This window comes from Enterobacter sp. BNK-13 (genome assembly GCF_048685015.1).
In the GTDB taxonomy this organism is placed as follows: Bacteria; Pseudomonadota; Gammaproteobacteria; order Enterobacterales; family Enterobacteriaceae; genus Enterobacter; species Enterobacter quasiroggenkampii.
The window spans coordinates 1,752,514-1,764,166 of record NZ_JBLQTP010000001.1; the positions used below are offsets into that span (position 1 = coordinate 1,752,514).

At 49.8% G+C, this 11,653-nt stretch carries 12 protein-coding genes; 2 read left to right on the forward strand and 10 right to left on the reverse strand.

Features of this window, described 5'->3' with window-relative positions:
• Positions 1–32 precede the first annotated feature (32 nt).
• The 3 genes from ACMGGQ_RS08545 to ACMGGQ_RS08555 form a co-directional block, all read right to left on the reverse strand.
• Positions 33–512 (reverse strand): RrF2 family transcriptional regulator, encoded by a 480-nt coding sequence (locus ACMGGQ_RS08545; RefSeq protein ID WP_025760257.1) that lies wholly within the window; start codon positions 510–512, stop codon positions 33–35.
• Between the two features lie 137 nt (positions 513–649).
• A complete protein-coding gene (locus tag ACMGGQ_RS08550; RefSeq protein ID WP_420289854.1) occupies positions 650–2,038 on the reverse strand; it encodes a sensor histidine kinase in 1,389 nt (462 codons plus the stop codon).
• The gene (locus ACMGGQ_RS08555; RefSeq protein WP_045910403.1) at positions 2,038–2,715 is read right to left on the reverse strand and encodes a response regulator transcription factor; all 678 of its coding nucleotides are present in this window, start codon (positions 2,713–2,715) and stop codon (positions 2,038–2,040) included. The genes ACMGGQ_RS08550 and ACMGGQ_RS08555 overlap by 1 nt, the downstream gene beginning before the upstream one ends.
• A gap of 203 nt (positions 2,716–2,918) precedes the next feature.
• On the opposite strand from ACMGGQ_RS08555, the gene ACMGGQ_RS08560 reads away from it, so the two are divergent.
• Entirely contained in the window at positions 2,919–3,755 is an 837-nt protein-coding gene (locus ACMGGQ_RS08560) for a MipA/OmpV family protein (protein WP_262808180.1), read from the forward strand.
• Between the two features lie 107 nt (positions 3,756–3,862).
• On the opposite strand, the gene ACMGGQ_RS08565 is transcribed toward ACMGGQ_RS08560, so the two are convergent.
• The 4 genes from ACMGGQ_RS08565 to ACMGGQ_RS08580 form a co-directional block, all read right to left on the reverse strand.
• Positions 3,863–4,411 (reverse strand): hypothetical protein, encoded by a 549-nt coding sequence (locus tag ACMGGQ_RS08565; protein WP_420289855.1) that lies wholly within the window; start codon positions 4,409–4,411, stop codon positions 3,863–3,865.
• Positions 4,412–4,964: 553 nt separating this feature from the next.
• Complete coding sequence (locus ACMGGQ_RS08570) at positions 4,965–6,062, reverse strand: CBS domain-containing protein (protein WP_420289856.1); 1,098 nt, start codon at positions 6,060–6,062, stop codon at positions 4,965–4,967.
• Positions 6,063–6,500: 438 nt separating this feature from the next.
• Positions 6,501–6,980, reverse strand: a complete 480-nt coding sequence (locus ACMGGQ_RS08575) for a hypothetical protein (RefSeq protein ID WP_048222943.1) — start codon at positions 6,978–6,980, stop codon at positions 6,501–6,503.
• Between the two features lie 229 nt (positions 6,981–7,209).
• Positions 7,210–7,611 (reverse strand): cell envelope integrity TolA C-terminal domain-containing protein, encoded by a 402-nt coding sequence (locus ACMGGQ_RS08580; protein ID WP_239516630.1) that lies wholly within the window; start codon positions 7,609–7,611, stop codon positions 7,210–7,212.
• 296 nt (positions 7,612–7,907) lie between these two features.
• Between ACMGGQ_RS08580 and ACMGGQ_RS08585 the strand changes: the two genes are divergently transcribed.
• Positions 7,908–9,629: a SulP family inorganic anion transporter gene (locus ACMGGQ_RS08585; protein WP_420289857.1), complete on the forward strand. Its 1,722-nt coding sequence runs from the start codon at positions 7,908–7,910 to the stop codon at positions 9,627–9,629.
• Between the two features lie 134 nt (positions 9,630–9,763).
• On the opposite strand, the gene ACMGGQ_RS08590 is transcribed toward ACMGGQ_RS08585, so the two are convergent.
• The 3 genes from ACMGGQ_RS08590 to dmsD form a co-directional block, all read right to left on the reverse strand.
• Positions 9,764–9,988 (reverse strand): hypothetical protein, encoded by a 225-nt coding sequence (locus ACMGGQ_RS08590; RefSeq protein ID WP_069719325.1) that lies wholly within the window; start codon positions 9,986–9,988, stop codon positions 9,764–9,766.
• Between the two features lie 248 nt (positions 9,989–10,236).
• On the reverse strand, positions 10,237–10,806 hold the full coding sequence (locus tag ACMGGQ_RS08595) for a hypothetical protein (protein ID WP_045910409.1): 570 nt from the start codon (positions 10,804–10,806) through the stop codon (positions 10,237–10,239).
• 156 nt (positions 10,807–10,962) lie between these two features.
• Entirely contained in the window at positions 10,963–11,577 is a 615-nt protein-coding gene (gene dmsD / locus ACMGGQ_RS08600) for a Tat proofreading chaperone DmsD (protein WP_420289858.1), read from the reverse strand.
• Positions 11,578–11,653: the final 76 nt, after the last annotated feature.

Sequence of the window (11,653 nt, forward strand, 5' to 3'; positions counted from 1 at the left end):
GAAGGCGGTTTTTTTTCGCATCAGGTAAAACGTTACGACGTTTTTTGATACTGGGCGATGAGGTCGGGGAGCGGATCCCAGCCGCTGCTGTCGGCGTTTTTCACCGCTTCCAGGGCACTTGCTACGGTATGGCGGGCCAGTACCGCTAACGACGCCTGCTCGGCCTCTTCGGAAATTGATTTAAAGTACCAGCACGCGTTAGCGCTGACCACGCAGCGAGCCGGTACGTCAGGGCGCGACGCCCACAGCTTTTTATCTTCGATGACCGACAGGTAGATGTCGCGCAGGGTGATCTCTTCCGGTGGGCGACCAAGATGAATGGAGCCGTTACGGCCAAGCGTTGAGACGATAATGCCGTCTCGCGTCAGCGGAACCATCAATTTGCGGATGAAGCTCGGGTTCGCTTCCAGGCCGTAGGCCAGAATCGCACTCGTTGAACGTTCACCCAATTGCTCCGCCATCGCTACGCTGAGAACCATCTGCAAAGCTGTCGGGAAGCGGTAATCTAACATTTCTCTGTCCTGGGTTGCGGTGAATCTTGTTCTTTTTGGCACCGCAGAGGTGAATAAGCAATAAACAACAATATAACAAATACGGTAATTATTTTGAAGCAATCTGCGGCATTTGCGATCAAACCCCCTGTTCTGCTTTAGCTAAACGTGCGGTTCGGGAAGTCAACCGTCACCAGGAGGCCACCTTCTGCAGAGGTACTCAGAATTACGCTGCTGTTGTGTTGCTGCGCCACCGCTTTGACGATGGCAAGCCCCAGCCCGCTGCCGCTTTGCACCTGATTGGGATCGCGGAAAAAGCGGTCGAACACGCGCTCCTGCAGCTCGACCGGAATACCCGGGCCCGCATCGGAGACGCGCAGCTGAGCGACGCGATCGCCTGCACGCACGTCGACCTGAATCCGCCCGCCCTCGGGGCTGTATTTCACGGCGTTCTCAATGAGATTATCAATCAGCGACACCAGGCGTTCCCTGACGCCTGAGATCCACACTTCATCCTCGGCAAAGAACTCCAGCTCGATCCTCCGCGCAGACGCTAAGGGCTCCAGCTCGGCCATGCGCGCCTGGATGAGCGTCGTCAGCGGCACGGGCTCCATGGCCGTATCAATACGCGCTTCGCTGTGCATCATCAGCAGCAGCTGATTGACGAGACGCGCGGCGCGGCTGTTGCTGCGGATCACGCCGGCAAGCAGCTCCTGCTGGCTTTCGCTGATGACCCAGGACTGCAGCGCCTCCACGTTGATGCGCATCGCCGCGAGGGGCGTACGCAGCTCGTGCGCGGCATCCGCGATGAAAACACGCTCCCTTTCCGCGCTTTCACGCACCCTGGTAAGGAAGTCATTGATCGCGTCCACCATCTGGCGAAGCTCTCTGTGCTTCGGTACGGCTTTTAACGGGGAGAGATCGTCCGGTGTGCGTAACGTAATCTCATCGACCACCTTATTCCAGGGACGCATCGCAATGCGTATTGACAGCCACGCGGGAAACAGCAGAAAAGGGAAGCAGACCAGCAGCGGCAGGATGTAGTACCCGCGTGAGTTCAGGTAAATAAAGAAGTTCCAGCCGCTGGCCGGGGTGAAAAGGGTAACCTCCACGTCGGAGTGCGGGGATTTGAGGGTGCGACTGGTCCAGGTTCGATCACCACTTTGAACATGCTCCAGTTCGCCGAACCGGGTGTTTGTTATCCCTGCGGGCGCACCGTCGGAGGCAAAAATAACGGTATTATTTTTGCGAACGATGAGGTTAATCGACAGCACGGGATCTTCCCCTCCGCCGTAACCTTCACGCAGCGCCTTGCTGAAGGCCTCCAGCACGGCGGTACGATCCTGCGGGCGTCTGTCCATACGCTCAGCCAGGGTAAAAACAGTTTCGTACGTTTTACTGCCCGTGAGGATAGGGGGGCTACGCAGGTCCTCCCACAGAATAAAGGTTAAAAAAAGACACCACAGCAGGGTAAGCAGCAGCATCTGGGCGATGATAATTCGCCTTACCAGCGTCGGACGCCTCAGGTGATACCAGACGTTTTGCATTAACCGGTCACCTTCTGTATTGAGACGGTATCAATAACGTACCCGACGCCCCGGACCGTTCGCACATAGCCGTCGCCGATTTTTCGCCGTAAATTTCCCATATGCACGTCGAGCGCGTTGCTGAGGTTCTCTTTGTTGCCGAATATCCTTTCTTCCAGAAACCGCCGGGTCAGCACGCGGTCCGCGCGCAGCATCAACGTTTCCAGCAGCGCGTATTCACTGGCCGTTAAATCGATATGCCGCGAACTCACCGTCACGCGGCGCGTCGGGACATGAAGGGATAGCCCGCGAATTTCTATCGCCTCATTTTCAAAACCGTAGCTGCGTCGTGCAAGGGCTCGCACTCTCGCCAGCAGCTCGGCGAGAATAAAGGGTTTGACGAGATAGTCGTCCGCGCCGGCATCCAGCCCGCACAGGCGATCCTGCAGCGTCCCTCGCGCCGTCAGGATGATGACGGGGATCCCCTTGAGTTGCTGACGCAAACGCGTCATCAGGCTCATGCCATCGCCGTCGGGCAACCCCAGGTCGAGCAAAATAAGTTCCGGCACGCAGACGTCAAGCTGATGCAGCGCATCCTCTTTACGGCGAACCCATATGACGTCAAATCCTTGATCTGAGAGGGCGATACGTACGCCATTGCCGAGATCCAGGTCGTCTTCGATAAGTAGAATTTTCACATTGGTAACGGTATCAACCGTGAATGAAGAATAACTTAAGAAAAAAACGGTAGCAGGAAATCTGTCCGGATGACAGCACCTGCCCGCGCTTCAGTGTTTCTTCATTTTCGGCTCATAAGAACCTTAGGGTCACTCTTCAAAATGGGCGTTCCGGCGTTTAACCGCCTGCATCGTCATCATTTGAATCCATAAGGACTTCCTTAATGAGAAATATTGAACTGCGTCATACGTTCCCTCATTTACTTTCGGACCGCTGCCTGAAAACCCTCGTGCCGGGCGTCGTTCTGGCGTTACTGGCTACGCCTGTACTGGCGGAAGAACAGCGTCAGGGTAACGTCTTAACCCTGGGGGGCGGCGTGGATGTGGGGCCGCGCTACTCGGGTTCAGATAAAACCCGCGTCTCAGCGGCTCAGGTAGTGGACTATTCCATGGCAAATGGCTTCTTTATCGGCACCACGCGAGGGATCGGTTACGGTAACAACGTTGGCAACCTGGATTACAGCGCAGCGCTGAGCTATCGAGTTGGCCGTAAAGATAAAGACGTGAGCAGCGATTCGATCAGCTCTGGCAGCGACGAGTTGAGAGGGATGGGAGAGATTAAAGGCTCGGCTATCGTGGTGCCCGGGCTGGGGTACAAGGTGACCGACTGGCTGAATCTGCAGCTGCAGGCTGAGGTTCCGGTGTCGGAGAGAGACAACGGAGAGGCGGTGCATTTCGGCTTGAGCAGCCCGCTCTATACCTCACCAACAAATGCGGTGACGCTGGCACTGACCGGCAGTTGGGGATCCGACAAGTATATGCAGACGTATTACGGGGTCAACGCCGCCCAGTCGGCCGCATCGGGCTTTGCCCGACATGACGCCGGGGCCGGGATTTATGCCTGGTCGATGAACCTTGACTGGACCCACAAGCTCACCTCTCGCTGGAGCGTACTTGCCTCTGCGGGCGTGACGCAGCTGACGGGGGATGCAGGTGACAGTCCCATTGTGCAACGCAAAACGTCGCCCACGGGGAGTTTGAAGGTGACGTACAGTTTTTAATTGTGGGTTGCGGCGGCTGGTGGTCTTGAGCCGTATATAAGCCGCTCCGGTTTAGATGGCGGGGCGGAACCTCTTGCTGTCAGTTACAGCACATGTGGTTGACGGATTTATCTAAAGCTCCATTGTGCTGTAATGACAAACACGGAGGGGATGATAATACCCACATCCATGCCAAAATAAGACGTAAAATTATACTGGAATCCGTGATATATGTAGGGAGAAAATCCTATCCCTGTTACTTTTTTAAAATCATGGTATGAACCATGGTCACCACAATCATCGAATGTATCAAAGAAAAATTCGCCTACATATCCATAGATTCCCTTAAAAACCCAACCGTTATTCCACCCAGCCCAGTCTCTTCTTACGCCGGCAGCCAGACATCTGTCATTAAAGCTGTTTTTCATTGTACCTAGCACAACACTATATTTCGATGTGTCCGTAAATTTCCTCTCCACGGATATAAACTTGTTTTCAAAGTTCTCCGTGTATTGTCCGTGATTATTTGTCAGATGATAAACGTATGAGCCAGTGTTTATAGAATACAGATTTATTTCATCTGCAGAGCAATTCCAAGTAACCAGACAAAAATTTCCGCACCACAGCCATGCGGGGTATCTTTTACGGGCTGTCTGCTTATGTGGAATATTATCCATATCCGCTCACTTTGGCTAACGTACTGAATTTATAAGAACTAATTTTTGGCCTGCAGCTGTAAAAATTTTAGCATACATACGGAAAGTTGAGATCTTGCGTCACGGGAGCGGGACAATGTTCGCTTTCGGTGAAGACAACGCGGACCTTGTCAGACAGTTCCATGCGGCAGGCCTCCTTGCGGGAGGGAAGAATGAAGGCGCGCCGGGTACACGACCCGCGTATGGCCCTTGCCTATCTGCGCAATCCTGATGGGAATAAGCTGGCATGTGTTTGTCAGCATTATTCTCCGCAAACAGATGAGTATTCAAAGGAACAATAGTTACTTTTTAGGATGTTTAGTGGTGACTAAATCAGCCGTGTAATAGGGCGTCCCCTGCGAGTCATCTCAATTCAGTACACGGCTGGTACAGTCCGCCTCTGGCTCGATGCGGACGATCTGACTGAGCTTAAGGTCCGCTGTGAGCGAGGAGCGAAAGTTAACAGTTCATCTCGCACCCAAATAGTCGCATTACTAACATTGCTAGGTGTTAATCAACAGGGAGCAAGTAACTCTTATTTTCTTGATAAGCTTTGTATGGTATGAATAAACCTTACAAAGTTATGAAGAAGCTCGTGATTTTCCTCTGAGATACCATCTGGATCAAAGTGCATCACGTCGTTACGAATTATTCTGACCTTGTCGAGCTCTTTAGTAAAGATTTTCTTATCTATTTGAAGTTCGGTTTTTTTCCACAATTCTGGATTTTCAAAAAGTCGTATATATTCCCCAAAGGTTAAATCTGCAACCGACTCTATAACCCGCTCGCTGTCAGATGGATTAACTATGCTAACAAGCTCATCTTTCGTAAATTTACCATCTATCAGCTTACGAATATGATTTTCGATTTCAGATAGTAAAAGAAAAGGTTCTGACAACTGTCTGAACTGAGAGCTAAGATCGGTAGTAGTTATAATCCCACTAATTCTTTGATCAGCAGATCGTACTAATACGTAAGCATACTCAATAATTCTAGGTAGTGCAGAAAAAATAGAGTCGCTGGCGTTTATTTCCCTGTGTGGCTTCATATAATCACGCACAACCGCAGATTCGGATTTGGTCAACGCTAGTTTTGGAGCAATGCTTTCCCAACTAATGACACCTTTAACATCTCGCTCGCTGGTCATAACGGGTAGTTGAGAGTAGTCATGCCGTAACATCAATGTGATGGCTTCTGTTAATGTGGCGTCAGGTTTCACGGTCACTAGCTTAACATCTGATGCTTCGAGTCGACTAACACGGAAGGCTGGCTCGGAAACTGCACCGGAAATTAGTTCATCTTGCGGCTGAAATACTGTTTCAGGTATAGCTAATCCGCCGTTACCTGATTCGGTTGCTTCGTCTAAGCATTCACCCGCTTCATGGGTCGTTGCGTCACTCCTAGGAGGTGCATAGATAGTAATTTTTGCATCCAGCGGCACACTATCAAAATCAGGTTGGGTTTTAACTCCTAAGTTTTCTAATGCTTTGCGAATTTTGTACGCAACCATGTAGCCTCGACGCTCTGCGCCAAACCAGCTTATGAATTCTCGCACTGATATTGGGTTTGAGGGCATACCGGCTTTTAGTTCACGAATGATTTCGTTAAGTCTTTCTCGATTTTCTACTGCCATAAAATTTTCTCCATGTAGGTTGGCGACTACAGTTAGCTTTCAGTCTTGATCTTGGGCTTCTCATGCTTTTTTTAAATCTGGACAACGAGGCTGGATTGGCTTTTTCAGCTCACCTCAGATTGCACCATCCCATACACATAGCTCAGATTCCTAATGTTCAGTATAAGGAGGCCAGAATACGAATTGCCCTTACCTCTAGTGCCAGCGCGTTGAGTTTAGTAGATGCCTTATTCATTTAGAATTTGATAAAAATACAAGACTCGGACAACAAGCTGCAATATTAATCGTTATTTTTCGACTCGAGGCTAACTTTCTGCCCCTGGCACAAAACTGACATTGCAGAAATAGTAGGTCAGTTTGTATCGAGGAGCGGAAGTTTGCAATCGCTCTCATAGATGGTGTCAGCGGCACTCATGTCAGCCCAGGAAATGTTGTCAGTTACTCTATCCAGGGGACAGGTTCACCAATATAGGTGTGTGTGCAGCAGCGGCAAGTTACTTTCACGTCCTTTCCCGAAATTGAAGGATTTACCTGTTGAAGAATCCCATTCTCATCAACAAACAGACCCGGATAAAAACTACTTTCACCAATGCAGACTAAATCTCTTCGCTGATGTTCATGTCGTGCGACTAACCAGAATACAGGCTCGGTAGTATCAAGACGCCCACATACTTCACTGAATATTTCATCCCATGGTTTGCCAATGTGTTTGATCAGGAAATAAAACAAGGGTGTGTAATCTCGGCCACGCTTCTGTCTGCCATGCATTGTCCCGCGCTTTGCCAGTAGCTCATTTCCGACTTTTTTACCGTTGCGTTCCCAGCGATACTCAGCACCAGGATTATTAGATTGGTGTCGTGTAGTGGTGTTGACGCTGCGATACAGCTTACGGGACTTATTCTGTTGATGAGTACGCATAGCTCGATCTCGTGCATCCTTTCTTTTGTGGGGTGGTAGCGCCTGCCGGAGCTAGATTCAGTAGTGTGTGGCTGTATTAAAAACAACCACGCTTACAGACAGTCGCATTATGCTGAAATACCGTCCTACTGAAACTACCCAAAAATCCGCTCATGACATAAAGAGAACATGGCCTGAAGCAGCATGGCGGAGTTTAGCAAAGCGCGCCATTCAAGACATAATCTTAAAGCTAACCGCGCATGTTGAAGCCTGATTTTTGAAAATCTCTATAAACTTCCGGATTGCTGAAGGCCGGGAATTTGGCTTTATGGGCGGCTGATTTTATCGCTTCGCAATAGGCGCTATTGCCGTTACTGGTTGAGATGCTTAAAGGTGTGCCATCCTGAGCAAATTCAATATGCAACCTGCATTGTTTCCCTTTCCAGTGTTGCGGCTCTTCAATTTCGGCGTTTATTGCCGCCCTGATTGCCCGCGCCTGCGCGCCCCATTCATCCTGATCGTCCCAGCGTCCTGAACCGCAATTACCCGTTGCCGTGGTCTTATGGCAGCCGGAAGGGTGTAGCGGCGCGCATCCCGCGGCCAGGTTCACCACTATAGCCACTACAGCGATTTTCTTTACTGCTTGAGACATTCCCACCTCTTATCCCGCAATCCATTTTAGCTTCAGTAATGTTTAAATATTCTTCCGCACTTCCTGGCCTCTTTTCAACTACCAATAACGGGTTACAACGTCGCTGACCAGGCTGCCGGTTCTACTCCGACTAACCGTTCGTTTTTGAACTATGTTTAACACCAGTCAGAATAATAAAATAGTTAAGTATTTACAGGACCTGAGCGGGGGGCCTCCGGCCGGAGCATCTGAAAGCCAGAACCTCACTTAAAAGTGTGGCAACATTTCGTGGGTAATATTCATGTCCGGAGAATAACGTGTTCGGAAAGCTATTGTTGAACTACATGCCAGGGCTACAAAATTTGTTGGCCTACGATAAAAGCTGGCTAAAACATGATGTTAAAGCGGGGTTATCCGTTGCGGCTGTCGCGCTCCCTGTTGCGATTGCTTACGCTGAGTTGGCGGGTGTGGGGGCAATTGTAGGGCTCTATTCCTGCGTTTTACCAATGATAGCTTACGCACTGTTTGGCTCTTCACGCCAGCTTATTGTGGGCCCTGATGCCACAACCTGTGCGGTGATTGCGGCCGTCGTATTTCCGCTTTCTGCCGGGAATCCCGAACTGCACTGGCAGCTGACGATCATCATGACATTGATGATGGGCGGGTGGTGCCTCCTTGCAAGTAAATTTCGCCTGGGCGCGCTCGCGGATCTGCTTTCTCATCCCATTCTTACCGGATTACTTAATGGCGTAGCCGTGACGATTATTGTCGGGCAATTAGGCAAGGTATTGGGGATCAAGCTTGATGAGGCGCAGGTTATTGAAAAAATAATCGCCTTGCCAGGTCGACTTTCAGATAGCCATTTATTAACCGTAGGAATATCCCTTTTTACGTTAATTATTTTAATGGTGATCAAAACGTATCGCGGCCAGTGGCCAGCACCTTTAATCGCCATTGTAATAACAACGGCACTGGTATGGGTGACCTCTGCGCAACAGTACGGTATTGCCACGATAGGGGGAGATGGCTTCCAGCCTGGTTTACCGGTCGTTCACTGGGGGGCGTTCCAGCCGGGGCCGATGCGTGATTTGGTGATCCCGGCGCTGAACCTGGCGTTGGTCAGTTTTGTCAGTCTGATGCTGACCGCCCGCAGTTTTGCCGCGAAAAATGGCTACGAAATTAATGCGGATGCAGAGTTCCGTGCGCTGGGTATTGCGAACATTATGTCGGGGTTATCTCAGGGGTTTGCTATCAGTGGCGCCGATTCCCGGACCGCGGTGAATGATTCGGTTGGGGGGAAAAGCCAGCTGGTTTCCGTGGTCGCCGCCTTGATCATCGGTATTGTCGTGGTGTTTTTCACACAGCCATTACAATACATTCCGGTATCTGCGTTAGGTATTGTTCTAATGTATGCATCGTGGTCATTGATTGATTTACGTGGACTATGGAACCTGAGACGCAGAAATAAACAGGCATTTCGCCTGGCCTTCTTCACGTTTGGCTGTGTTTTAATTATCGGCGTTATCCAGGGGATTGGCCTTGCGGTGTTGCTTGGGTTGTTACAATTCCTTCGTACAGTATTTCGTCCCTCTGAGCACCTGCTGGGCACTGACGAAGATGGAATGATTCACTCGTTAGGGAATACCACCGATATTAAAATGGTCCCGGGCGTGCTGATGTATCGATTTAACTCACCGTTGACCTATTTTAATGTGGCTTATTTTAAACGTCGGGTATTGAACCTGGTTGATGGGGCAGCCATACAACCTAAATGGGTGGTCATTGATGCCGTTGCCTGCTTCACCTATTCAGACATCAGCGTCCTGGCAACCATTAATGAGTTAAAGCGTGACCTGAAAGGCCGACAGATTAAATTAATCCTTGCGGGCAGGAAAACGGAATTAACACGCTGGTTTAAAGACAGTCGGCCAACAATGAATGATGATGACATGATTCTGGCGCCAGACCTCTACCTGGCACTTCGGTTCATTCAAAGTAAAGAGAGTGCGAGTGAGGGGGAATCAGTCAGTGATACATAACCAAATACTGGTTAAAGGCTTGTAACGCATGCTACTGGCAGGCAGGGAACCCTCACACTTTCTACCACCGAGGCGCAACTACAGTTGGCCTGGACAGTGAGGTGTTCCTAGCCTGTCTTACCTTCTTCTGCCATCTATCTCAGTAAAAACTGAATCAGCTGAACAAAGATATACACTGCCGCCGCCACTCGTATTGCCTGCCAACTCCATCTGAGATAGCGCCATTCATAGCGTTCTCTGGCATTAGCCTCTGCTATAGCGGAGTCATAACGCTTTTTTTTCTTTCTCCTGACTACGTCTATTACCCACAGGATGAGAATAAAGATAATGATAGTTTTCAGAAATATGGGATTATCCACTAAAAATGACTCCGGCTTGCTCGCTGAAAAAGCAGAATAGATGAACAGTCGTCACGTATCCACCACTAAATGTGGGGGTATGAATGAAATTTACCCTGATTCGATTTTGAGATGACCCTGCCCATAGCCGGTTTCTCCGCTGTGAATGCGCAATCTGTGGTGCGACGTATCAGGCTGACGGCTATAAGCAAGGAGCGGACCTTGAGTACCATTCATTTTTGCCGGAACAAAAATAGATAGGGTCGTGCCTACAAATAAATAAACTCATAATTCACAATGTAACTTCCAATATTATTCACACGAGCTGTTACCCACACCCCAGTCATTCCCTGCTTACGGTGGCTGTGCAGATATTCTTTGTTTGTACAAAGCTGAATCCATCTGTTGGTGTTCTGATCTTTTAACCAGAGACCCGCTTCACAATGGCCATACTTACCTCTCGAAGGCCCCGGAAAGACAACCTCATATTCAGATTCATAGCCAATTATTTTGTCCGGGAAGAGATAGACATAAATATCATAGCAATTTAAGCTCAATACAAACCCAAGGCAAAAGCCGCTAAAAAAAGCACTGGCAATATATTCTAATGTTTTGTTAAAAGTGCGCAGGTAAAAAGCGCGCATAACAAAAATTGTTCCAATCAAAACGCCAAGTGAAATATATGTCATCCATTCAGGAACGGATTTTTTTAATATAGTATTATGGGAGATGCCAGATGCCCATGACATATACCAGAGCCATCCACCTAAAACGCTGAATATCACGGCTGTAACAAGTAATTTCTTGCGTTTATCTTCGAAAGAATAATTTTTAGTCATGGTTTTGTTTTGTATGTATCAAACGAAAGTGTTGACCTTACCAGGAAAAGCTATTTTATATTATTAAATTCAATATGCCTCCTGTTTCGAGTTAAATTTTTTAAGCTTCCTCTTTTGACCGTAGCTTGCTCGCTACCCGCGAGCAAGCCACACCCCTTAGCGATACAGCGTCTTTTCCGCAACCGGAATAAGGAGCCCGGATCGCCAGTCCGCGAGCGTCAGCTGCGCAAGCTTACCCAGCGCGGTATAAAACGGATGTCCGGCGTTGTCGACAAACACGGACAGGAAGCGGGTGCTCCACGGCAGCAGGTGCCACGCCAGAAGCTGAGCGCACTCCGCATCGCGGCCATTCTCGGCCAGCCATGCCGCCAGCAGCAGCAAAGTCCCGAAGTGATCTTCCGGTTCATTCAGCTGCATTTCAAATGCGATAGCGTTCTCCCGCATCCACTGGCGCAGAGCGAGGGTCGAGTCGCCGAACAGTACGGATTCGCGGTCAAGCCAGACGGAGCCCCACGGTGGCGCGGGCAGGGCGTAAGGGCCAACAAACAGCCGTTGCCAGGCGTCCCTCAGCGGCTCATCGGTAGACGCGGCAAAAGTGTCAGCTACAGGCTGCAGCGTTTCCGGGGGTAGGGGCCAGTCCTGAACCCAATCCCCTGCGGTGAGGGCCTGCACCAGCGGCGCGGCCTGCTCACTGTCTGGCGAGAAATAAAACAGCGCGCCCAGCACCCGGGCGCTGAACGTGAACGATTCACGATGTGAGACATCTTTCATTACATCTTCCTTGTTCGCGCGGAGAGTGTCCGCGCGACTGTGTTAACCGATAATACAAATCATAGAATAAACCACG

What these genes read in the sequence shown, in the direction of transcription:
- ACMGGQ_RS08545 (WP_025760257.1), bottom strand. Translation starts at nt 512, where the DNA reads ATGTTAGATTACCGCTTCCCGACAGCTTTGCAGATGGTTCTCAGCGTA.
- ACMGGQ_RS08595 (WP_045910409.1), bottom strand. Translation starts at nt 10,806, where the DNA reads ATGACTAAAAATTATTCTTTCGAAGATAAACGCAAGAAATTACTTGTT.
- ACMGGQ_RS08575 (WP_048222943.1), bottom strand. Translation starts at nt 6,980, where the DNA reads ATGCGTACTCATCAACAGAATAAGTCCCGTAAGCTGTATCGCAGCGTC.
- ACMGGQ_RS08580 (WP_239516630.1), bottom strand. Translation starts at nt 7,611, where the DNA reads ATGTCTCAAGCAGTAAAGAAAATCGCTGTAGTGGCTATAGTGGTGAAC.
- ACMGGQ_RS08565 (WP_420289855.1), bottom strand. Translation starts at nt 4,411, where the DNA reads ATGGATAATATTCCACATAAGCAGACAGCCCGTAAAAGATACCCCGCA.
- ACMGGQ_RS08560 (WP_262808180.1), top strand. Translation starts at nt 2,919, where the DNA reads ATGAGAAATATTGAACTGCGTCATACGTTCCCTCATTTACTTTCGGAC.
- dmsD (WP_420289858.1), bottom strand. Translation starts at nt 11,577, where the DNA reads ATGAAAGATGTCTCACATCGTGAATCGTTCACGTTCAGCGCCCGGGTG.
- ACMGGQ_RS08550 (WP_420289854.1), bottom strand. Translation starts at nt 2,038, where the DNA reads ATGCAAAACGTCTGGTATCACCTGAGGCGTCCGACGCTGGTAAGGCGA.
- ACMGGQ_RS08570 (WP_420289856.1), bottom strand. Translation starts at nt 6,062, where the DNA reads ATGGCAGTAGAAAATCGAGAAAGACTTAACGAAATCATTCGTGAACTA.